The following is a 22,796-nucleotide window of genomic DNA, read 5'->3' on the forward strand; positions in this document are numbered from 1 at the left end:
CTGTAAGGTTAAGCCTCGTTTGTTTTTATCGGCCGCTATGGATTTTCAACAACTTATCCTGAACAAGGAACGACGCTGGCAACGTAACCTGATGGTTATGTCGATCGTGCTCGCTGTACTCTCTGCCATTCACTTGATGGTCGGAGAAATTTTCCTTTCTCCTTTTCAATCCTTATCTGCATTTGAACAGAAGTTATTGGTGGACTTGCGTTTACCGAGGTTAGTGTCTGCGGCAATTATTGGTGCTGCGTTAGCGGTATCTGGCGCGACGTTACAAGTGTTGCTTGGGAACGTGTTGGCTGAACCTGGCGTGCTTGGTATCTCTGGTGGCGCAAGCTTAGCAATGGTCTTAATCATGTTCGCGTCACCTGTTCTTCCTACCCCGATTGTTTTTATGTTGGCAGCGATTGCAGGCTCGATGGTATTCACGTTTGTTTTGGTGGCGATAGCAAGGGCAATGCACCTGACGACGGCTCGATTGCTTTTGGTTGGGGTCGCATTGGGTATTTTATCGAGCGCGATTGTGACCTGGGCATTTTACTTTAGTGATGATCTCAGTTTACGCCAACTGATGTATTGGTTAATGGGCAGTATTGGCGGTGCAAGTTGGTATCAACATACCGTTACTTTGGTGATGTTACCGGTGCTTACCTGGTTATGTTGTAAAGGCAAGTCGCTTGATAAATTGATGCTGGGTGAGATTCATGCGACCCAATTGGGTGTCGATGTGCATCAAATGCGTTGGAAATTGATCCTCGCCATTTCTGTTTTGGTGGGTAGTTCAGTCGCTTTGGGTGGCATCATCAGTTTTGTTGGTTTGGTGGTGCCGCACTTGTTGCGTTTGGCTTTTGGTACGGAAAACCGTTATTTATTGCCACTTTCTGCAATATCTGGTGCTGCGTTGCTTGTATTTGCTGACATCGGCGCAAGACTGTTATTGGACTCCGCAGAGTTGCCTTTAGGTGTCATGACAACATCGATTGGCGCACCTATTTTCATCTGGATGCTGGTGAAGAGTCATGATGCACGTTAAACATATGTCGGTTGGTAGTCGATTATTGCCTCTTTCTTTTGAATGCAAAGCTAGCGAAATCGTACATATCGTTGGGCCTAATGGTTCCGGTAAGAGTACTTTATTGGCTGCGATTTCTGGTACGTTAAGTCACCGAGACGGTATGAGTGGTGAAGTGTACGTTGGCAACAAAAACTTGCTTACTTTACCGTTGTCAGAGCAAGCTCATGTTCGAGGTTATTTGTGTCAGCAATCGCGCCCAGCGTTTAATGTTGATGTGTTTCAGTATCTCGCTTTATCTCTGCCAAGTGGTGCTGAGATTGCGGATATCAAAGTGCGTGATGCCGTCAATATGGTGGTGGAGCTGGTACAACTGCAAGATAAGCTTCATCGCAGTATTCAAACATTATCCGGTGGTGAGTGGCAGCGTGTCCGATTAGCAGGTGTATGTTTGCAGGTGTGGCGTACCATTAATCCTTTTTCGCAGTTTTTAATTTTGGATGAGCCAGCAGCACCGTTAGATATTGCGCAAGAGGGTCTGCTCTATCAATTGATTAACGCTATGGCGGCGCAGGGAATTGGAGTATTAGTTGCTAATCACGATCTCAATCGCACATTAAAGCACGCAGATAAAGTATTGCTGCTTAACAACGGTGTGCTGCACTCATCAGGAAGTGCCGATACTGTGCTAACGGAAGAAGCTCTCGGGGAAGTGTTCAATACTCAAGTCAAAAAGGTCATCGTAGATGAGCAACCTTATTTAATCTTTGATTAATGTTTAGGGACAATAAAAAACGACCTACTTGAGGTCGTTTTTTTTTAATCGAGATAGCCAAACTCAACGCTTATTGAGTTAACGGTTTTAGATCTGCAGGGCGGTAGTAAACAGATTTGAGTACTTTGCCTTTACGAATGGTTTTACCTTCCGATACGAAATCTTCGGCGCATTTCGCGATGATGTATTCACCTTTCTGCACCGCCATCAACTTGATGCCTTGTTCTGCGTAGAATGCTTCTGTTTCTGAGTACTCTTGCTCGTTACGGCATACTTTGCTCATGTTGCTTGAATGTACTTCATCCCAGCAAGGAATAAACTCGATACCACGGTTTACCGCAACGTTTAATAGAAGATCAATTAAGTAGTTGATCGCCAGGTTGTCTTCTACTTTGCTGTGGCCAAGATGAACGAGACGGCCCATTAATACATACACGCTGTCTACGATGGCATCTGCTTGCTCAGTTTTACAATCTGCTTCTGCTAGCTCTGTTAGCTCTTCGATCGCCAAAGAGGTGTGTAGTGTGTCTGCTTGCGTATCAAGGCTTGCAGCGTCTGCGACTGGTAAGTCGAAGGTACTACGGAACTCGGTGATATCACGGTATAAGTGATCAAAAATCTCTTGGGTTAGCTTTGACAGTTGCATTCTAATTTCCATTGAATCGATTGAAGCGGCAATGATACCAAACCGCACTTTGAACCCCAAGGGCATTGCATCTAACTGGTGATAAATCTGCCTTTGGGGAATAGTGGTGCTTAACGAAATAGGTAAGGGAACAGCTTTTTACGTTCTTCCTCTGAAAGGGAGGAAACACGAGCGATGTTCGTATCGGGAATGGATTCAGGATCAGGATAGTGTTTTAGTACCTTTTCCATACTCTCTTCGCGAATCAAATGGAAGATCGGGTAAGGAGAACGATTGGTCAGGTTTTCGTCGTCTTCAGGCCTTGCGCCACCAAAACAGTAATCAGGATGGAAAGTCGCTACTTGGAAAATACCTTCCCAGTTTTGCTGCTTAATTAATCCTTCAACCCAATCTATGCAAAAGTTGTAGTCCCAGAAATCTTGTAGCATGTTGGGAACCACAACCAACGTGGTCTCAAGCTGTTCGGGCTCTGTGTTACTCAGCTCAATCAGCTGCAATAAAATATCTTCTAGAAGCGCTTCTTCTTGAGTCGCTTCACTAACAAAGATTTTGATTTGTTTATTACGTTGCGGCTTGGCAGCAAATGGACAAAGGTTGAGACCGATTACTACATCGTTGAGCCATTGATCGACCTGTTGAGTGATCGCTTCGATATCTGTGTTTTGTGTTGAACGCGTTGACATACGACTTTCTGGTTTTTATTAAAGTAGCGCAAGCATAGCAGAGTTGGTTATCCAAGTAACCAGAGAGGTATTACGCAAATGAGCGTACCTTAGCTACTCTTTAAACTCGCAGCGTCAGGTGTTTGGTCAGTATGCTTTCTTTCGGCAATGTGTTTCAAATACGCAATTGCAGCAAACATCGCTAGGTAGACTGCGCTTCCTCCCATAAGAACACTCGACCAACCACCATGTTGCCAACAATAAAGAAGTAAGAATCCTCCTAAGCTACCGCCTACGTAGTAGTGTACTAAGTAGAGCGCTGTCGCGGTGGCTTTGGCGCGAGTGGCGTTCTGACCGACCCAACCGTAGGCGAGGGTATGAGTAAAGAAGGCACCAAAACTTATCAGCAACAACCCAAATAGCATTGCAATCAAGCTTTCAACCGCCGCAATCCACATCCCCGCCATGCTCACTATCGCGCCTAAGAACATACCGAGGATTGATGAATAACGTTTACTCCAGTGGCCTGCGCAACGAGAGGAGAAAGTCCCTCCCAAGTAACAAATAAAGATCAGTGAGGCCAACCCGACGGGCACATTGTGAGGTTCACTCACCAGACGGAAACCCATGACGGAGTAAAGGTTGACGAACAAAGCAAAGTTGAGTCCTCCTATCAGCATTGCGAACCACACGCGTTGGTTTTTAAAATGACCAATAAGCGCACGATTTTGATGGCGCAAGCTGCTTGATGACGGGGTGAAGTTGCGCTGTGTTGGCAATAAATAGTGAACGCCAATGACACCAAGAAGAGTGAACACCATCATAACTTCAATGGCGACATCAACACTGAAATTGTCCGCCAATAAGCCGCCGCTAATACGCCCTGCAATACCGCCTAATGAGTTAGCCGCAATGTACGTTCCAATTGCCATCGAGAAAGCGTGCTTGTCGAGCTCTTCTGCCATGTAAGCCACGGCGACTGCAGCAAAAGCTGCGAGCGCGACACCGATCAGTGCTCGACATACCACCAAAAACAGAAATGAGTCACCAAATAGCATCAAAGCAGAAAGGGTAGGAATCGAAAACAGACCAGCCATCATGACTGGCTTTCGTCCCACTGATTCTGACAACACAGCCATCGGAACGAGGCTAAAAGAGAGAGCGAGTGTTGAGGCCGCAAATAACCAGTTCACTTGCGTTTCTGAGATCGTGAAAATTTGGGCAAAAGTGGGCAGCATTGGCTGTAGTAGGTATAAATTTGAAAAAACCAAGAAGGAACCAAGCGCTAGCGAGAGCGTAATGCGTTTGTATTCCGGTGTGCCAAAACTGACCATGAATCCTGCCTAATGTGAGCAAATGGAGAGACTGTGATCAATCTATCAGTTCGTTGTAAATTAAAAAAATATATTAAAAATATGGACACCATATATTTTTGATCTAATGGAATCGAAACAACTTAAACATTTTCTGGCGGTCGCTGAACATGGAAACATTACCCATGCGGCGAAAGCCCTGCATATTGCCCAGCCCGCATTAAGCATTTCTATCAAAAAGTTTGAGCAGTCTTTGGGCGTTACCCTATTTCGCCGTGATGATAAAAAAATCAGCTTAACGAAAGAGGGCGAAACGCTACTTATACATGCCAAGCGGGTGATTCAACAGTTGCACGACGCGCAGCTCGCGATTGATGAGTTGAAAGGTTTAGCGAAAGGCGAAGTACGACTCGGGACGCCATCAATGATGGGCAGTTATTTCTTTCCACGAATTGTGATGGCGTTTAAAAGCCAGTTCCCGGAATTAAAATTGACCTTGGTCGAAGCTGGGACTCAATCGATTCGTCGTATGCTGCTTAATGGTCAACTCGATATCGGTGTGATCAGTTGTGATAACGTGCCTGATGACCTAGAAACTGATCATTTATTTACTAGCCAAATGGTCGCAGTTGTTTCACCTGAGCATGAGTTAGCCCAGCGACACGCTCTTACTTTTGATGAGTTCTTTGAACACGATTTGGTTATGTTTCAGCATGGCTATTTTCACCGCGAATTTTTGGATCAGGTGAGTGAGGAGCATGGGTTTACCATGAAGTCATCATTCGAGACCAACTTACTGCCTTTGATTTTGAGTATTGTAAAACAAGAGTTTGCGATTACCGCGTTACTGGAATTGGTGACTCAACATGAGTCGGGCGTTGTTGGCTTACCGTTTGAACCACCAGTGACGCTGGATCTGGCACTTGCTTGGCGCAAGCAGGGGTACTTATCAATAGCAGATCGAACGTTTATCGACTTTATCAAGCGCTACGTTTAAACGCAGCGCAGATTCATCGTCCGAGCACTAGTCGCCTTTGTACATCTTCTCGAAGTTCTTTGGGTTCCAGCCAATCATTACCCGATCACCAATTTTTAAAACTGGCACTGAACGAGCACCAAGCGCATCAAGTTCTTTGCGACCGCGTTGCATCTTTGCATTGCACAAACGATAGTTAATATTTTTCGAATCCAGATAACGTTGAGCATCTTTGCAGTGAGGGCATTTGTCTTTGACGTAAAGGACGACACGTTTCATTGAGTTTCTCTCCATTATCATTGGGAGGCGAAGTTTAACGGCCTTTCACCATAAATGAAAGGCGAAAGCTAAGGTGAAACTGTCCTTTATCTCAGGTATATTGAGCGCCTTTGTTTTGTCATAACAGACGTTAATTCTATGCATCCGTCACTTCGATACATTCAAGGCTACCCACAAAACATCGTAGAGCAGGTGAGCTCATTGATAGCGAGTGGCAAGTTTGTTCCTTGGTTCGAGAAGCGTTATCCCGATAGGCACCAAATCAAAAGCGAAAGGGCGCTCTATGAGTACGCCATGGCAATCAAAAACCGCTACATGAAGAAAGCCGCGCCAATCAGTAAAGTTGTCTACGATAAGAAAATTCACGCGGTAAACAACGCGCTTGGTTTGCACAGTGTAATCAGTAGAAACCATGGCGGTAAGCTGAAGTCGAAAAACGAGATTCGCATTGCCAATGTATTTAAAGATGCGCCCGAGCCACTATTAAGGATGCTGGTGGTACATGAGTTGGCACATACTCGTGAGAAAAACCACGACAAGGCGTTCTATCAGTTATGTTGCTACATGGAGCCTGAGTATCACCAACTCGAATTTGATGCTCGTTTGTTTATGATTTATCTCGATTTAAAAGCGAATTTGAATGAAGAACAATAATCACAACGCGAAGCAAGCAAAGCCAAAGGCTTCAATGGCGGCTCAGAAGAAAGACGCGAATAAAGACAAGCCGAAGCGTGTTAAAGACAAAGTTGCGCGCAAATCCCCTCAGCCTGCAGGAAAGAGCGAAGTCGAGTTCATAAAAATAGCGAAGAATGGTTTGCATGAGCGTAATGTTCATCGAGGTCGTTACGATTTTAAAAAACTCGTGGAAAGTGAACCACAGTTAAAGCCATTCGTTATCAAAAATCCGAAAGGGGAAGATTCCATAAACTTCTCTGATCCTAATGCTGTTAAAATGCTCAATAAAGCATTGCTTGCTGCGTATTATGGTGTCGAGTTCTGGGACATTCCCGACACCTACCTTTGCCCACCGATTCCGGGCCGCGCTGATTACATTCACCGAGTGGCAGAACTACTTGATAGTGAAGTAAAAGGTCAGTACGCGCACCAAAAAGTGAAAGCGTTGGACATTGGCGTGGGAGCAAACTGTATTTATCCGATTGTTGGTGTAACAAAATACGGTTGGCACTATACGGGCAGCGATGTCGATCCAAAATCCATCCAATCGGCTCAAACGATCGTAGAGCACAATCGTGTTTTGACGGGAAAAATTGCACTGATACAGCAACACAATGATGCCAATATTTATCGAGGTATCATTCAACCGAATGATCGTTATGATGTGACGACATGTAATCCGCCATTCCACCGTTCGGCGGAAGATGCCGCTATGGGCAGCCAGCGTAAAATCGATAATCTAAAAGCAAACCAGCGTAAGAAAGGGCTAAAACCTCAAACCGCACAAGTAAAGACAAGTAAGCCCGCGTTGAATTTTGGCGGTCAAAACGCTGAATTGTGGTGTGAAGGTGGAGAAGCGGCGTTTATCCGAAAAATGGCGAATGAAAGCCAAGCTTTTGCCGCGCAGGTCTTGTGGTTTACAACCCTTATATCCAAAAAAGACAACGTTCGCCCGATGCGTAAGCAGCTTGAAAAATTGGGTGTGAAAGCCATTCGTGTGGTTGAAATGAGCCAAGGACAGAAAGTGAGCCGCTTTGTAGCTTGGTCATACATGGATAAGCAACAGCGCAAAGCATGGATTGAACTAAAGTAACGTTGACCGTTTCACACTGAACAATAAAGTAGGAAGCCCGCTGATATCAGCGGGCTTCTCTTTTTGGGAGATCTAAAACTTAATGATGGGCTCACAATCTAGTGAACTGAGAGTGACAAAGGTATCTGTTTTGGCGTAGTACAAGCCACAGGTTTCACCTCTTATCTGCAACGTATATTGGTCTGGAAGATCCGTATAGCTGCCATCCAGCAGTTGATTGTTGTTACCTTTTACTCGTCCTTTTTCAATCAACAAATGCGGTGAGGATTCAAATACGTTATTTGCGATTCTAGGTGCTGGTGTCCCTTGGATTTCTGCGATCGCGTTTTGAATTTCTATGACTGTTTCCGGAGAGTTCTTTTTACTCAATGCTTCAACGGGTTCTTGTGACATAGCTTGACATCCTATCAAAGAAATTGAAGTGCCTAGGAAAAGCGCAACCCGAATCAGCATTCGTAAAAAGTTAGTTGATCTCAACATGAATTGCCTCTGTTCGTAGCGGAGAGCGAAGATCGCTTAACTCCGGAGATGAAATGTTACGCGGCATGGCGTTGAAACTTGAAGGGGATACTGGCGGACAGGTTCCTGTTTCCATGTAGTTTAGCGCCGCAGAAAGCATACCTTCAGACGGATCGCCTAATGGTTTTGTTAGGTCATCATTGACCCAGCAACCTTCCACTCTATTGTTTAAGCCTAGCTCGGTATTGATTTGGCTCTTTGGAGTAGGAATAAAACCATCAGCGAAGTCGCCAAATTTTTTCTCGTTCGCCGACTTGAACTGAATAGTGTAGTACATAGTGCCGCAGTTTTGTTCTGGTGAGAACCCATACGGTTTACCTGTGGTTGTTGAACCTATTTGGATAACCTCCACGTCAATGCCGCGCAAAGCGTTGATTAGCAGTTCACTTGAGGAAGCCGTGCCTCCTGAAGTCAGCACATATACGCGCTTTTTGTTCAGTGTCGGAAGCACTTGATCCGAATATTTCTGTGCTGCCCAGTCTATTGCTAGATTCGTAAAGCGATAGATGTTATCCCCATCTTTAATGGTACGCATCACTTTGTCATTATGAATCAACTCACTGAAGACTCGGTTCTGACCAGCACCGCTTAGCATGTAGCCTACTTGCGAGGACTGAAGGACTAAGCCACCGCCGTTGTAACGTAAATCAACGACGATCTCGTCAACATTCTCTGCTGAGAGCGTACTGAACGCCTCAATAAGCGGGGCTTGAGCGCTTGGTTCAAAGGAGTTGTATTGCAGATAGCCGATCCGCATACCATTTTGTGTAATCACTTTGGCATTTTTAACTGGAGAGGTCATGACATCAGAGGCGGTAAGCGTCACGGTTTTCTCTAGACCGCCAACACTCTCAAATGTGAAGGTGTAATCTTGATTGATGTCAGGGTTAAAGAGCGTTTTATTAATAAAATCAATGTCGGACTGACTACCGGTGTTAACCACATCAATATTATTGATTTTCAGAAGCTTATCACCACGAGCAATGCCGCTTCTATCAGCTGGCGAGGCTTCTTCAGTGTAGGAAATACGAACGTCTCGAGGTTGTACGCCACGTAGGAATGCCCAGTTAAAACCAAATCCAGCAACTAAACCGGATTGCGATGATTTCATATCATCCTCATAAGGGACGGTAAAATGGAAGCGATCTTTTGGTTTACCCGTCGCGGTAGTAGCAGAGGTGACCAGCGTATTGAAGTAATCAGTAACAGTTTTGTAGTTTGCTGGATTATTATCAGGAACCTCGTCATACCATAGATACGTTTCGTTAGTAAAAGCTCTTAAAAAGAGTTTTTCGTGTAATGCAGAGCCCAATTTATCTGGATAGGCGGCATAGTTGTCATATGGGTCCAGTCCGACGCGGGGCGTTTCACATTGGTTGATAAACGTTTTCGACGGTTGGCTAAAATCATGAACTTTCCACGTTGGACCGTTTGCACTGCTAGTGGACGGAGTAGGTGATGAGCTATCACTGCCACCACCGCCACAGCCTTGTAATAATGCGAGAGTGACTGCCGTTGCTAAAGAATACTTAAATTTCACTTTTCTATGTCCTTATAAATAATAGAATTATAATTATGTGTTTTGCTTTTGTTTTTATTAGCTAGGTGAATGTATTAATTTAATTTGTTCGTCTGCAAATTTATAGTTAAATAGTGTGAGGTAAATAACGTAAAAAAGTTGTCTTTTATACTTAAGCTAAATTAGTCATTACTTAAGTTTTCTGTCTATTTCAAAAGAGCTAACAAGACAATTAATAAGTGTGAAATTAAGACAAGTTCTTAGTTGACTAAGCGACGCTTGCTAAATAAAAAATCAGAATTAGATTCAGGAAACGCTTTGAATCAATAGTTTGGTAGGGATATATGATGTTATCTCGGGGGTGTTTGATTTATTTATCTGATGCTTTAACTTAATTTAGTGAGTTGAGCGACGTGCTTTAATAAGCTTCCGTCAATGTTAGGTAAATCATCAGCGAAAAATATCTGAGCACCGGGAGTGCAGCGCATTAATATATTTGTTAGTTCACCTTCATTGTTGGAAGTGTTAACTGCGTTAAGTTTCGCTAATTTATTACAAAGCTCGTCCTCTATTTGCACTTTCTGCTCTTCGGTGAGCCTAATGCGACCTATACATACGCCTGGGTTGATATCATGAGAAAGCGAATCTTGTTGAAATCGCTCTTTGAATAAGGTGTCTAATGCCGTACCTTCTTCCATAATAAATCGACGACCAGAACGGTAAAACAAGCCGTCTCCGAAGTTTTCGACATATCCTAGAATTTCCGCGATACGCAAATAGAATCGTAAGCTTGTATCAGAAAGTCCGTAAGTTTGGGCTATCTCTTGCGGTTTAATATCACGAGAAGTCAGCATATAAATAAAATCAAGTAAATAAGGATGCTCAACGAAAAGGGCGCTCTCTTCATCTGTTAGCATTTGCTCGTTTTGGTGCTGAAGCTCGTTGGCTAAGGTTGCGAGTTCGACGAGATCGGTATTCAGGTAGTTCAGATAAATAAGTACTTTATCCAAACCTAAAGCTGGATTATGTAGGTGGCGTTTAATACTAGATAAAGGGATGCCACTTTTCTCTGACAAGGAATTGTAGCAAAGCCCTTCTTCTTTAATCTTTTGTCGTAGCGCTGCAAGTAAAAACTTTGGTCCAACATTCATCCTTGAATATCACCTTATTCGTTATTCCGTTTACTGGCTGATATTTTGCCTTTCAAGCAGCAGGTTTCGAATCGCTGTGCCCGCTTCTAGAATGTGTTTTTTCAGCAGGTACTTGGCGCCTTCGATATCGCGATTTTGGCACATTTCAAACAAGCTTAAGTGCTCTTCTTCTGCCTTTTTAATGCCTGTAGTAAACAATAGCTGCATGCGTATGTATCGGTCACACTTTGTGTTCAGGTTGTAAATGACGTCCATAGTTTCAGGCATGTTGGCTGGCGCATATAGGGCTTTGTGGAACTCGTAGTTGTAGTTGCTCCATTCTTCTACTTCGTCACCACTGTTCACTACTGACTCGAAACGTTCACGAACTTCGCGCGCGCGTTCAAGGTCAGCGTCTGTCATATTTTGAATCGCGCGCTCTAAAATGTGGCATTCCACGACAGCGCGCAGTTCAAATAGCTCATTGATTTTCTCTGGAGATAGCTCAGTGACCGTCGCACCTTTGTGAGGTTCAAAGCTAACGAGTCCTTGTGCTTCCAATTGAACTAACGCTTCACGCACAGGAATTCGGCTAACATTAAACTCTTTTGCTAACGCATCTTGACGTAAAGGTTGACCAGTTTTTAACTCGCCCTTCAAGATCTGAGTTCGAATTGCTTCCTCAACGAGCTGAGTGCGCGTTTTAAAAACAGGTTTCTGTGACATTGAAGTCTCCCGTGAAATTAATATTGTATCCAATCCATTTTACTTTAGTAGTTTATTGTTTTTCTGGCACAAACCAACTAGGAAAGAAGGTTTTGAGAAGTAGAGTGAAATAAAAGGCATCAGTTGATGCCTTTTTGAGCCATTTGTTGATCTTATTGGGACACACTGCCATCTATGGCGCGTTGGATACCCAGTGGGTTCGACGCTTTTAATGAATCCGGCAATAAAGATTCTGGCAAAGCTTGATAAGAGACCGGACGCAACCAACGATGAATAGCCTCCGCACCGACAGATGTTGAGGCAGAATTGGTTGAAGCCGGATATGGTCCACCATGAACCATAGCGTAACCAACCTCGACGCCAGTTGGCCAACCGTTGAATACAAGGCGTCCGGCGATTTCTTCCAAACTTGGAAGCAGTTGCTTGGCTTGTTCTTCGTCTTCAGCGGTAGCGTGAAGGGTTGCGGTGAGCGATCCAGTCAGTGAATCACTCAGTTTCAACATGTCATCGAAATCTTCACAGATTACGATTAACGATTGAGGACCAAATATTTCTTCCTCCCATTGCGGGTTTTCACGCCAGTTTTTACTGTCCGTCACGAACAGTGCTGGTGAGACATTGGTCGTTTCTGCTTGTTCAGAACGAGTGACGTTAATGCCTGTTTCGGAAGCTCGCTTATCCACTTCGGATTCATACGTTTCTCGGATTCCTTGCGTTAGCAAAGTGGCCGTTGATTGTTGTCGAATTAACCCTTGAGCGATTTCGATAAAGGCTTGCGTTTCTGGGCTATTCAAGACAAATACAACGCCTGGTTTTGTACAAAATTGTCCACAGCCCAAAGTCATAGAAGCCACAAACTCTTCAGCCAATGAGGCGTTTGCTCGTATGGCTGAAGGGAGAATAAATGTTGGATTAATCGCCCCTAGTTCACCATAGAAGGGGATTGGCTCTGGTCTTTGCTGAGCTAGATTGAACAGCGCACGGCCACCACCGACGGAGCCTGTAAACCCAACCCCTTTAATTTTTGGATGGGTAACGAGTGCTTGGCCAAGTGCGCGTTTGTTACCTTGCAATAGCGTGAAGATGGCTTGCGGTAAGCACTCTTTCTCAAGTGCAGCCTCAATACACTCAGCAACAAGTTGACTGGTGCCAGGGTGGGCGGTATGGCCTTTTACAATCACAGGGCAGCCAGCAGCCAGTGCCGAAGCCGTATCACCACCTGCAGTAGAAAATGCGAGCGGAAAATTAGACGCACCAAACACGGCGACAGGGCCAATTGCTATTTGCTGACGACGAATATCTGGTTTTGGCAGTGGTTGGCGGTCTGGGTTTGGCGTATCGAAGATTGCTTGATAGTGATTACCCGAGCTCACAACCTCGGCAAATAGTCGTAATTGGTTGGCGGTACGTCCTATTTCACCGCTTAAACGTGCTTCGGGAAGGGCAGTTTCCAAATGAGCACGAGCAACGATTTCTTCACTCTTCACTTCCAATTCAGAGGCGATAGAGCAAAGTAAGCTCGCTCGCTTTGCATTGCTTAGTTGGCGAAACTCACGCGCAACGCTTTGGGCGGCTGAGGCGGCTTGATTAACTTCTTGCTCTCCATGTACCGGAAACGCTATAGGTAGAGGCTCACCAGTAAAGGCGTTGACTGCGTAAAAAGTGGTTGGTTCTTGTGGGTTCATCATTCTTCCTTACTATCCTTATTACTTCACTTCAAATCCGTACGCATATGGGTCTTCATCGTCTACCCATATCGTGTTGTGACCGTATACTTGTGCCCATCCTTCAATGCTTGGCAAAATAGCGGCTTTGCCATTCACTTCGGTAATGCCTTCTATACGTCCTTGAAATAGGCTGCCGATGATACTTTCGTGAACAAAGTCTTCCCCTTGAATGAGTTTGCCTCTTGCATGCCATTGCGCCATACGTGCACTTGTTCCCGTACCACATGGCGAACGATCCAATGCTTTGTCGCCGTAAAACACAGCATTTCGGGCGGTGGCGTTTTCTTGAGTGGGCTCTCCGGTCCATAGCACGTGAGAAACACCGCATACTGTTGGATCTTCTGGATGTACGCACTCAACCGCTCGAGATACCGCTTCGCGAACTTTTGGTGAAAGCATCAAAATTTCATCTGGAGAGTAGTGTTCAAGTCCGGCATAGTTTTCTTGAGGATCGACGATTACGTAATAGTTTCCGCCATAAGCAACATCGACAGTGAGCTCACCTAAGCCCTCTATGTCCACGGTTACGTCTTGGTGGGCAAGGTAAGCTGGTACGTTAAATATCCTCACTGACGTGACCTTGTCACCTTTTGTTTGGTAGTGCACTTCGATTTGTCCTGCTGGGACATCAAGTATCAAACGGCCTTCTTTTTTGGGAGTGATAAGGCGATTCTCGATAGCGGTAGTGACGGTTCCAATGGTGCCGTGGCCACACATTGGTAAGCAGCCACTGGTTTCAATAAACAGAATTGAAGCGTCTGCGTTATCGCTGCAAGGAGGCAAGACAACTGACCCCGACATCATTGAGTGTCCGCGAGGCTCAAACATGAGTGCCTGACGAATCCAATCATAATGCTCAAGAAAGTATTGGCGCTTTTCGCTCATGGTCTTGCCTTCGAGTGGAGGCACACCGCCTGCGACCAGCCTAACTGGGTTGCCGCAGGTGTGGGCATCAATACAGAAAAAAGTTCCTTGTCTCATTTTTCGCTCCTTGCTGAAAAAATGGTTGAATTAAACAATAGCGATGTTAACGTAATGTAAAATATATTGTATACAATCTGCGTTTTCAAGTGTGACTCGGAGCATATTTATGTTGGTCAAGGATGAAACAAAAAAGGAAAGGATCGCCGTGATAGGTGCGGGGATTATTGGCTTATCAATTGGATTGAAGTTGCAGCAGCAAGGTTATCAAGTCACAATTTTTGATCCCAATGGCGTGGGGAATGGATGCTCTAAGGGAAATGCAGGTCATATCGCGACTGAGCAAATCTTCCCTCTTGCAACGCCAGCGCTGCTTCCACAATTACCTAAAATGCTGCTAGATCCCAAAAGTCCGGTTTCGATCCGTTGGCAAGATATTCCAAGCACTATCGGGTGGATGATTCGTTTTCTATTACAAACAAAGCCATCAGCCGCGGAGCAGGCAAAAAACGCGATTAAAACTCTTAACGAGCGGTCAGTGGCAAGTTGGCGTGGCGTGCTTGATTCAATCGGAAAAGCGCATCTAATAAAAATGAATGGTTCATTGCTCACTTTTGAAAACGAGAAACTGTTTAAAGACTACCAAAGTACGCTTAACTCACTGGCCAAAAACGGTGTGGCGTATCAAGTTTGGACGCAAGAGGCGATTCGAAAGCGGATACCTGATCTCAGCCATAAGGTTCGTGTCGGCGTCTTTTTTCCCGATACAGGACATACGCTAGACCCTTATCAGATCTGTGTTGAGCTAAGTGAAGCTTTTGAAGCTCTTGGCGGTAAGATTTTACAAAAAGGTGTATCTGCGTTGGAGAAAAATGGTGATGTGTTGGTTGAGTCTCAAACACATTCATTTGACCGAATCATTGTTGCCGCTGGTGTACATTCTAAGCCTTTGATATGGCAGCTAACCGGAGTCAAAGTGCCTATTCAAGCCGAGCGTGGTTATCACCTAATGGTGGATGACAAGCGTGATGTACTGCCATTTCCTATTAGCTCTGCCGATAGAAAATTCATCATGACTCCGATGTCTGGCGGGCTACGCTTGGCAGGCACTGTTGAGTATGCCGATGTAGAATCACCACCCAATATGAAACGTTCAGAAATGCTTTTTCAGTTAGGTGATGAGATGTTTGAATCGGAGTTAAATCCACTCAAGCAAGGAGAAAAGTGGATGGGTAATCGGCCTTCAACAGTCGACTCGTTACCGGTTATTGATAGCATTTGGGATGGAAATGTATTACTGGCATTTGGCCACCAACACCTTGGATTAACTCAAGCGGCGATTACGGCAGATCTCCTTTTAGAGCTTATCGAAGGAAAGCCGACATCGATTGATCTATCACCTTTTTCATTACAACGATTCGCCTGAAAAATTTAATATTAAATATTGTATAAAATATATTAAGTGCTAATGTTAACTTAATTTTAACAAAAATGGTGTCCAACAGCCGTACTCGGATGCCTCCAGAAAAACAACCAAAAGGAGTAAAACATGTCACGAATGACCAAAGCACCATTGGCGCTGTTGATTTCAGGAATGCTGTTGGGGGCCTCTGCTTATGCTGAAGACAAATTGACGGTCGTATCTTGGGGTGGTGCATTCACCAAGAGCCAAGTGGAGGCATATCATAAGCCTTTCATTAAAAGAACAGGTGTTGAGATCGTATCCGAGGATTTCAGCGGCGGATTAGCTGAAATTAAAGCACAGGTGGAAGCGAACAACGTGCGCTGGGATTTGGTTTCTCTCGACAAGCCAGACATTGTTCGTGGTTGCGCCGAAGGGTTACTAGAACCAGTGAACCCAAGTATTTTGCCTCCGGGCGCAGATGGAACACCAGCACAAGAGGATTTTATTGATGGTGCGATTCACGAGTGCGCAATCAATACCATCGTAGTGTCCACTGTATTAGCGGTGAACGAAGACGCGTTTAAAGGTAAGGCTTTGCCAAGCAAGTTGACCGATCTTTTTGACCTAAAAACTTTTCCAGGTCGACGTGCATTGCAAAAACAACCTCAGGGCAATCTTGAGTGGGCACTATTGGCTGATGGTGTAAAGCCAGAAGAGGTCTACAGCCTGCTCGAAACCGAAGCGGGGCGTGAGCGTGCTTTTGCTAAGTTGGATACGATCAAATCAGAAGTACTGTGGTGGACAACAGGTGCCCAGCCACCTCAAATGCTTGCAGACAAAGAAGTGGTGATCGCCTCGGCGTTTAACGGCCGAATCCACAATGCCCGTAAGGATGAAGGTCAACCATTTCGGATTATATGGGACCGTCAAATGGGTTACATGAATGGATGGGCGATACCTAAAGGGAGTGAGAACACAAAGCTTGCATTGGACTTCATTGCTTTTTCTTCAGGAACAAAACCATTAGCTGATCAAGCTAAGTACGTTGCCTATGGGCCTACGCGTAAGTCGTCTTCGGCGGAGGTGAACCCAGACATTTTAGCGAACCTTCCTACCGCACCTCAAAACTTCCAAACCGCCTTCCTGATTAACGATGAATGGTGGTCAGACTACGCGGATGAACTCAATGAAGAGTTCAATACCTGGCTGCTTAACTAGGCGTTAATTTGTGTATGGGGTCGAGTTTTCATCCATAAGCGAGGTTCCGTACTTTCCTCAACTGTATTTATGTTTTCGGAGAAATGATGAAAGTCATCGAAGCACAGCAAGTCGCGCAATGTTTAACAATGAAGTCTCTTATTGAAACGATGCGTGAAATGTACTCGCGGCCAGCAACAATACCTCAACGCCGAGTCATGCCCTTAGAAGAGGGAGAATACGAGGCGTTTGCGCTACTTCCAGCTTGGAACCAGGAGTTGATTGCGGTGAAAGCCTTTACGTATTTCCCGCATAACCCTGAGCAAGGCAAAGATACGCTTGCATCTAAGCTGCTTGTTTTTAGACGAAACGATGGTGAGCCGCTCGCACTCGTGGACGGTAAAGTTTTAACGTTTTGGCGCACCGCCGCAGCTTCTGCGTTGGCAGCGGACTATTTGGCGCGTCCCGATGCTGATCGTCTGTTGATCTGCGGAACGGGCAATCTTGCGCCTTATTTTGCGTGGGCATACGCTGCGGTTCGCCCACTTAAGCAGGTTTATATTTGGGGGCGTAACTCAGATAAAGCCGAGGCGACGGTAGATGCCATTGTGTCATCTTCAGAGTATCAGTCGCTTCCTGATGAGCGTCGGTTTCGCGTTTCAGTCGTAGAAAAAGTGGACCACGTTATCAAACACGTTGACATCATCAGCTGTATTACTGCATCAGCAGAGCCTTTGTTTAATGGCGCAGACGTGCAGCCGGGCACCCATATTGATTTGGTCGGTAATCATGACTTGGACAAGCGTGAATGTGACTCTGAAGCAGTGCAACGAGCACAGGTGTATGTTGATAGCCGTATTAATGTATTAGCCGAAGCGGGCGATCTTCTCATTCCAATTCAAGAGGGCGTATTCACGTCAGACGATATCAAAGGGGAATTACCGCAGCTTTGCGCCCAACAAATCTCAGGACGTCAAAACGATGAGGTCATTACTTTATACAAATCAGTTGGCAGTGCTTTGGCTGATTTGGCCGCTGTAAAGGCGGTGTTGTTAGAAAATGGCATAGATAGCCATGTCTGAGCATTTTCGCTCGTTTATTTAAATTGCATACAATATACATATAAGGAAAGTAGTTCATGAAAATTGATTGGAAAGGTGTTTATCCGGCGGTCAGTACGCAATTTCGTCAAGATCAGTCAATCGACTTAGACGCAACGCAAACCGTTATAGACAACCAGATTAAAGATGGTGTGAATGGCATTATCTGCTTGGGTACCGTCGGTGAGAACTGCGCGTTGTACCCGGAGGAGAAACGCCAGGTCTTGCAAGCGGCAAAAGAAGTCGTAAATGGCCGTGTGCCTTTGATTGCTGGTACAGCAGAGTCTATTACCACAGCAGCTGTTGATTACATGCAGGATGCGTACAAAATTGGTATCGATGGTTGTATGGTGATGCCTGCCATGGTTTACCGCACGTCTGAGAGCGAAACGTTCGAATATTACCGCACGCTAGCAGAAGCAACGCCAGAAATGCCAATCATGATTTACAACAACCCGGTTGCTTATGGTGTAGATGTAAACCTCGATATCATGGCGAAACTGGCTGAGTTTGAAAGCATTGTAGCTATCAAAGAGTCGACCACTGATACTCGTCGTATCACTGAGCTTTACAATAAATTTGATGACCGCTTTACCGTGTTCAGCGGTGTTGATGACATCGCTCTTGAATCATTGATGCTAGGTGCGACCGGCTGGATTTCTGGTTTAACCAACGCATTCCCAGAAGAATCCGTCGCGATTTATAAACTGGCAAGCCAAGGTCGTTATGCTGAAGCGTTAGAAATCTACCGTTGGTTCTTACCGCTACTGCGTTTAGACACCATTCCTACGCTGGTTCAGTGCATTAAATTGGCCGAGCAAGTCTGCGGACGTGGCTCTGAACAAGTTCGTGCGCCACGCCAACTCTTACAAGGTGAAGAGCGTCAACAAGTCATTCAAATGGTTGAACACGCGTTAGAAACCCGCTTAGACCTATCCAAATACAATCTGTAATTGTGCTGTTTAGTAGAGCGTTAACTGACGCTCTACTCATTCGTAATATTCAAAAAATGAGAAGAGGGAAGTCATGAGCACGGAAAACAAGGACTATGTAAGCTTTCAACACGTTAAGAAAACCTACGATGGCACGAATTTGGTGGTGAAAGACTTCAACTTAGATATTGCTCCTGGAGAGTTCGTTACTATGTTGGGGCCGTCAGGATCGGGCAAGACCACTTGCTTGATGATGCTAGCAGGCTTTGAAACTGCGACCGGTGGAGACATTTATATCGATGGCGTTCCTGTCAATCATCTCGCGCCGCACAAGCGCGATATTGGTATGGTGTTTCAAAACTATGCGTTGTTTCCACATATGACCATTGCTGAGAATCTTGCGTTTCCTTTAAAGGTGCGAAAACTCGACAGTGACACGATTCAAAGCAAAGTTCAGAGTGTATTAGAAATGGTCGAGCTTGAGCATGTTGCGACTCGATACCCGAAGCAGTTATCAGGTGGTCAACAACAGCGTGTTGCGTTAGCGCGAGCATTAGTGTTTGAGCCTAAACTCGTATTGATGGATGAACCACTAGGCGCGTTAGATAAGCAGCTGCGTGAGCAAATGCAGATGGAAATTAAACATTTGCATGAAAAGCTTGGCATTACCATTTTGTATGTGACGCACGATCAAGACGAAGCTCTCACTATGTCCGACCGTATTGCGGTTTTTAATCACGGTGAAGTGCAACAACTCGCGACACCAACCGAGCTTTATGAATCTCCGAGTAATACGTTTGTTGCGCAGTTTATCGGAGAAAACAACCAACTCTCAGGTTTAGTCAAAGAGTGGAACGGAAAGTATTGCCAAGTGCTCGTTGGGAAAGAGTTATTTACTGCGAAACCTGTCAGAGTCTCTGAGCAAGGGCAGAGAACAACACTTTCCATTCGACCAGAAAAGATTGTTATTCAACCAGAGAAAGCGTCTTGCGAGAACCAAGTCTCGGGCGTCCTACGAGAATTGATTTATCACGGTGATCATTATCGTCTGGTCGTCGAAGTAGAGAGCGTTGGTCACTTCATCGTTAAAGTACCTAACGATAATCGTAAACACTTGCAGTTAACGCCTGGCTCAATTTGTCGTATTGGTTGGCAAAGTGACGATTGCCATGCTCTTGATGGGACACAAACTCAAAGTAGCGAGGTAGCAGCATGAGTCGAGAGCTAACCGCATTAGATTCTGTATTGGAAATCGAACGCCAAGTTCATGAGCAAGAAACCAATCTGAAAGCGCAGTTGCAAAAGGCCGAGCGCCGAAAAAAGCTTCGCTCCATTATGCTCACAACGCCATTGGTGTGTTTTATTCTGCTTACGTTTGCTTTTCCTATCCTCGACATGCTTTATCGAAGCGTGGATAACCGAGAAATATCCCTGTCACTACCACAAACTATTCAAGCCTTAGAAAGTTGGGATTATCAAGGTCAGCCTCATCAAGAAGTCATTGAGGCATTCTCTGTTGAGGTACTTGCGCTTTATCAAAGCAAAGAGCTACCGAAAATAGCCAACCGGATGAATATTGAAGAGTCTGGTATGCGCAGTTTACTCATGAAAACCGGCAGAAAGTTGTCTCGTTTGACGTCGCTGCCGAGCTCGGTGACACAGCTAGCTAAGCTGGATAAGCGTTGGGCTAATCCTAAATATTGGGCGGCGTTTAAGAATCTTAGTGGCGCATTAACATTCAGTCATTATCTTGCAGCGCTAGACTTGCAAGTGAATGAGTTTGGAGACATTGAGCCCCAACCAGAAAAACGCCAAATATACGTCGACCTTTTCTTTAAAACTTTTTGGATGTCTATTTCAATCACCTTAACTTGTTTGGTGATGGCGTACCCCGTTGCTTACCTGCTTGCCAATTTACCTGATAAGCGCGCGAACTTACTTTTAATTATTGTGCTGCTGCCATTTTGGACATCATTGTTAGTCAGAACCACGTCTTGGATTGTTCTGCTGCAAAACCAAGGGGTCATTAATGATCTCCTTATTTGGTCGGGTTTTACTTCTGAGCGAATTCAGATGATTCACAATACCTTCGGAACGGTGGTGTCTATGGTGCACATTCTGTTGCCTTTTATGATCCTGCCTCTGTATAGCGTAATGAAAGGAATTAGCCCAACTTATTTCCGAGCCGCTCGTTCTCTAGGCGCGACGCCTTTCATTGCGTTCATCAAAGTTTATATGCCGCTTACGTTACCGGGTATAGGTGCGGGGGCCTTGCTTACTTTCATTCTTTCTATTGGCTTCTACATTACGCCCGCTTTGGTTGGTGGAAGAAGCGGACAGATGATCTCCAATATGATTGCCTATCATATGCAGACATCACTGAACTGGGGGATGGCTGGCGCATTGGGTGGACTGCTTTTGTTCGTTGTACTGGTTCTGTTTTATATGTTCAACCGTGTGGTTGGCATTAACAACCTTAAGGTAGGGGGATAACCATGGCATTACCAAACTATGCATCAAAAGTAGAGCGAGTTGCTTACGCAGGTTACTTAGCTTTTTGTGGGGTGGTGCTGTTCTTTTTAATCGCTCCAATTCTGACCATCATCCCGTTATCGTTTAATGCAACGCCTTACTTTACTTTTACCGAGGGGATGTTAAACCTTGACTCGGCAGCGTATTCTACTCGCTGGTATCAAGAAATGTTTACTAGTGATCAGTGGCTGTTGGCGCTGAAAAACAGCACGTTTATTGCTTTTATGGCGACACTCGTTGCAACAGGGCTAGGAACTCTGGCGGCGTTGGGTTTAGCAAGTAGTAACTTGCCTTTTCGCAATACGATTATGGCGCTGTTGATCTCACCCATGATCGTACCAGTCATTATCTCTGCTGCTGCGATGTACTTTTTCTACACACGCTTTGGCTTATCACAAACTTATTTAGGCATCATTTTGGCACACGCTGCGTTAGGTACGCCTTTTGTCGTCATTACCGTTACTGCGACGTTAAGCGGCTTTGACCATAGCTTGGTAAAAGCGGCGGCTAGCTTAGGCGCAAACCCTGTTTATACTTTCAGACACATTACCTTTCCGCTGATTCGTCCGGGGATGATATCTGGCGGCTTGTTTGCTTTTGGCACCTCGTTCGACGAGGTTGTGGTGGCGTTATTCCTGACTGGGGCAGAACAAAAAACCGTTCCGAGGCAGATGTGGTCAGGAATTCGAGAGCAAATTAGTCCGACCATATTGGCGGTCGCTACGTTGTTGATTTTTATGTCGGTGTGTTTGCTCGTGACATTAGAAGTTTTGCGTAGACGTAATGTACGCATTCGAGGCATTCAAGAGTAACCAAACTTTTTCTTTGTTGGTCACTTTGCACTTTTGTTTAGGGGCACCTCAATTTTTGACCAAATGCGCCTCATTGTAGGCGCTTGTCTTTTTTGTGTATCTTCAGCGATGACTGACATATCACTCTGGTAGCTTAATGCCAGCTTGCTCGAAACGTGCCAAAGGCGACTTGTTTGATTGCTGATACCAACTAGCTGGCATGTTTGATTTAAGTCGCGCTTTTTCTTCCTTGCTAATCACAACATAATGCAAAAACGTATCAAGTGTGGTTCCCATCACGTCAAATGTCATTTCCCCATCTTTGCTGATGGCTTTCAATAACCCAACCACGGCTTCCTCAGGGACTAACGGTTCAACCACCGCCTTTTTTCGCTCTTTTATTGATGTTGAAGCGGGCAGTCTTGCACGTGCCGTCTCCCAACAAACTTTGTTGGTTTTACTGACAAGGTTGTGCTTGTAGCAGTAGTAACTGAATAAAAAGCGTGGCAGGTTTTGCCAGCGTTCGGCTTGGACTTCTAACCAAAGATGTTGTAGCTCAATATCAGCGTCGGTCATAGGAGTTGTTTAGCAAAAAGAAAAGAAACCTTTTTATCGCTTTTGTGAGGAGCAATAAAAGATATTTGAATGGAAAGATAAACAACTAGTTGATCAATATTACTAAAGCAAATCGATTTCTGGCAAGCTCGTGCAACGGCAACTCGAGTACCAAAAACTGACACCGTCACGTTCAGTTGTTAACAAAATGTTTCATCTTGTCTTGCGAGTAGATTATATGGAGATGCTCTTGCAGTAATAAGGGCAGTGGCGATGCAAAAGACGTAATGCATTTAAGGAAAACTCAATAT

Annotated in this window: 23 protein-coding genes; 12 read left to right on the forward strand and 11 right to left on the reverse strand. The window is 45.0% G+C overall.

Annotated features, from left to right (window positions below; all coding sequences use genetic code 11):
* Nucleotides 1-37: 37 nt before the first annotated feature.
* Nucleotides 38-1,033: a vitamin B12 ABC transporter permease BtuC gene (btuC, locus tag R7H07_RS04680; RefSeq protein WP_053306934.1), complete on the forward strand. Its 996-nt coding sequence runs from the start codon at nucleotides 38-40 to the stop codon at nucleotides 1,031-1,033.
* The gene (gene btuD, locus R7H07_RS04685; protein ID WP_080996857.1) at nucleotides 1,020-1,787 is read left to right on the forward strand and encodes a vitamin B12 ABC transporter ATP-binding protein BtuD; all 768 of its coding nucleotides are present in this window, start codon (nucleotides 1,020-1,022) and stop codon (nucleotides 1,785-1,787) included. The genes btuC and btuD overlap by 14 nt, the downstream gene beginning before the upstream one ends.
* 70 nt (nucleotides 1,788-1,857) lie before the next feature.
* On the opposite strand, the gene R7H07_RS04690 is transcribed toward btuD, so the two are convergent.
* The 3 genes from R7H07_RS04690 to R7H07_RS04700 form a co-directional block, all read right to left on the reverse strand.
* Entirely contained in the window at nucleotides 1,858-2,433 is a 576-nt protein-coding gene (locus tag R7H07_RS04690; RefSeq protein WP_182016178.1) for a nucleoside triphosphate pyrophosphohydrolase family protein, read from the reverse strand.
* A gap of 110 nt (nucleotides 2,434-2,543) precedes the next feature.
* Nucleotides 2,544-3,116 carry a DUF1415 domain-containing protein gene (locus R7H07_RS04695; RefSeq protein WP_053306933.1) on the reverse strand — a complete coding sequence of 191 codons (573 nt, stop codon included), beginning with the start codon at nucleotides 3,114-3,116 and terminating at the stop codon, nucleotides 2,544-2,546.
* 89 nt (nucleotides 3,117-3,205) lie between these two features.
* A complete protein-coding gene (locus tag R7H07_RS04700; protein ID WP_206959165.1) occupies nucleotides 3,206-4,429 on the reverse strand; it encodes an MFS transporter in 1,224 nt (407 codons plus the stop codon).
* Between the two features lie 106 nt (nucleotides 4,430-4,535).
* On the opposite strand from R7H07_RS04700, the gene R7H07_RS04705 reads away from it, so the two are divergent.
* The gene (locus R7H07_RS04705; protein ID WP_017820887.1) at nucleotides 4,536-5,405 is read left to right on the forward strand and encodes a LysR family transcriptional regulator; all 870 of its coding nucleotides are present in this window, start codon (nucleotides 4,536-4,538) and stop codon (nucleotides 5,403-5,405) included.
* 27 nt (nucleotides 5,406-5,432) lie between these two features.
* Here the strand turns inward: R7H07_RS04705 and R7H07_RS04710 are convergent, their stop codons facing one another.
* The gene (locus tag R7H07_RS04710; RefSeq protein ID WP_005377871.1) at nucleotides 5,433-5,663 is read right to left on the reverse strand and encodes a glutaredoxin family protein; all 231 of its coding nucleotides are present in this window, start codon (nucleotides 5,661-5,663) and stop codon (nucleotides 5,433-5,435) included.
* A 138-nt stretch (nucleotides 5,664-5,801) separates the two neighbouring features.
* On the opposite strand from R7H07_RS04710, the gene R7H07_RS04715 reads away from it, so the two are divergent.
* On the forward strand, nucleotides 5,802-6,317 hold the full coding sequence (locus R7H07_RS04715; protein WP_005377870.1) for a M48 family metallopeptidase: 516 nt from the start codon (nucleotides 5,802-5,804) through the stop codon (nucleotides 6,315-6,317).
* Complete coding sequence (rlmF, locus tag R7H07_RS04720; protein WP_065274415.1) at nucleotides 6,304-7,431, forward strand: 23S rRNA (adenine(1618)-N(6))-methyltransferase RlmF; 1,128 nt, start codon at nucleotides 6,304-6,306, stop codon at nucleotides 7,429-7,431. Before R7H07_RS04715 ends, rlmF begins: the two co-directional genes overlap by 14 nt.
* A 72-nt stretch (nucleotides 7,432-7,503) precedes the next feature.
* Here the strand turns inward: rlmF and R7H07_RS04725 are convergent, their stop codons facing one another.
* From R7H07_RS04725 to R7H07_RS04750, 6 genes are all read right to left on the reverse strand, one after another.
* Entirely contained in the window at nucleotides 7,504-7,824 is a 321-nt protein-coding gene (locus R7H07_RS04725; protein WP_053350410.1) for a hypothetical protein, read from the reverse strand.
* Between the two features lie 70 nt (nucleotides 7,825-7,894).
* The gene (locus tag R7H07_RS04730; protein ID WP_206959167.1) at nucleotides 7,895-9,490 is read right to left on the reverse strand and encodes a S41 family peptidase; all 1,596 of its coding nucleotides are present in this window, start codon (nucleotides 9,488-9,490) and stop codon (nucleotides 7,895-7,897) included.
* 365 nt (nucleotides 9,491-9,855) lie between these two features.
* Nucleotides 9,856-10,620: a transcriptional regulator gene (locus tag R7H07_RS04735; protein WP_206959169.1), complete on the reverse strand. Its 765-nt coding sequence runs from the start codon at nucleotides 10,618-10,620 to the stop codon at nucleotides 9,856-9,858.
* Nucleotides 10,621-10,650: 30 nt separating this feature from the next.
* The gene (locus tag R7H07_RS04740; protein ID WP_005377862.1) at nucleotides 10,651-11,325 is read right to left on the reverse strand and encodes a GntR family transcriptional regulator; all 675 of its coding nucleotides are present in this window, start codon (nucleotides 11,323-11,325) and stop codon (nucleotides 10,651-10,653) included.
* 152 nt (nucleotides 11,326-11,477) lie between these two features.
* Complete coding sequence (locus R7H07_RS04745) at nucleotides 11,478-13,010, reverse strand: aldehyde dehydrogenase (NADP(+)) (RefSeq protein WP_206959252.1); 1,533 nt, start codon at nucleotides 13,008-13,010, stop codon at nucleotides 11,478-11,480.
* Nucleotides 13,011-13,031: 21 nt separating this feature from the next.
* Nucleotides 13,032-14,033, reverse strand: coding sequence for a 4-hydroxyproline epimerase (locus R7H07_RS04750; protein ID WP_065274418.1), 1,002 nt, complete (start codon nucleotides 14,031-14,033; stop codon nucleotides 13,032-13,034).
* A gap of 109 nt (nucleotides 14,034-14,142) precedes the next feature.
* Between R7H07_RS04750 and R7H07_RS04755 the strand changes: the two genes are divergently transcribed.
* The 7 genes from R7H07_RS04755 to R7H07_RS04785 all read left to right on the forward strand — a co-directional run bounded on the left by R7H07_RS04755 (nucleotide 14,143) and on the right by R7H07_RS04785 (nucleotide 21,951).
* A complete protein-coding gene (locus tag R7H07_RS04755; RefSeq protein WP_033905157.1) occupies nucleotides 14,143-15,399 on the forward strand; it encodes an NAD(P)/FAD-dependent oxidoreductase in 1,257 nt (418 codons plus the stop codon).
* 123 nt (nucleotides 15,400-15,522) lie between these two features.
* On the forward strand, nucleotides 15,523-16,596 hold the full coding sequence (locus R7H07_RS04760) for a polyamine ABC transporter substrate-binding protein (RefSeq protein ID WP_033905158.1): 1,074 nt from the start codon (nucleotides 15,523-15,525) through the stop codon (nucleotides 16,594-16,596).
* An 86-nt stretch (nucleotides 16,597-16,682) separates the two neighbouring features.
* Nucleotides 16,683-17,657 carry an ornithine cyclodeaminase family protein gene (locus R7H07_RS04765; protein ID WP_005377853.1) on the forward strand — a complete coding sequence of 325 codons (975 nt, stop codon included), beginning with the start codon at nucleotides 16,683-16,685 and terminating at the stop codon, nucleotides 17,655-17,657.
* 56 nt (nucleotides 17,658-17,713) lie between these two features.
* Nucleotides 17,714-18,628 (forward strand): dihydrodipicolinate synthase family protein, encoded by a 915-nt coding sequence (locus R7H07_RS04770; protein ID WP_005377851.1) that lies wholly within the window; start codon nucleotides 17,714-17,716, stop codon nucleotides 18,626-18,628.
* A 73-nt stretch (nucleotides 18,629-18,701) separates the two neighbouring features.
* A complete protein-coding gene (locus R7H07_RS04775; RefSeq protein ID WP_048626301.1) occupies nucleotides 18,702-19,823 on the forward strand; it encodes an ABC transporter ATP-binding protein in 1,122 nt (373 codons plus the stop codon).
* A complete protein-coding gene (locus tag R7H07_RS04780; RefSeq protein ID WP_171344740.1) occupies nucleotides 19,820-21,100 on the forward strand; it encodes an ABC transporter permease in 1,281 nt (426 codons plus the stop codon). The genes R7H07_RS04775 and R7H07_RS04780 overlap by 4 nt, the downstream gene beginning before the upstream one ends.
* 2 nt (nucleotides 21,101-21,102) lie before the next feature.
* Nucleotides 21,103-21,951 (forward strand): ABC transporter permease, encoded by an 849-nt coding sequence (locus R7H07_RS04785; protein ID WP_171344739.1) that lies wholly within the window; start codon nucleotides 21,103-21,105, stop codon nucleotides 21,949-21,951.
* Nucleotides 21,952-22,071: 120 nt separating this feature from the next.
* Here the strand turns inward: R7H07_RS04785 and R7H07_RS04790 are convergent, their stop codons facing one another.
* Nucleotides 22,072-22,506 (reverse strand): hypothetical protein, encoded by a 435-nt coding sequence (locus R7H07_RS04790; protein ID WP_017820898.1) that lies wholly within the window; start codon nucleotides 22,504-22,506, stop codon nucleotides 22,072-22,074.
* Nucleotides 22,507-22,796: the final 290 nt, after the last annotated feature.

Source organism: Vibrio sp. Vb1127 (genome assembly GCF_033338735.1).
GTDB lineage: Bacteria > Pseudomonadota > Gammaproteobacteria > Enterobacterales > Vibrionaceae > Vibrio > Vibrio alginolyticus.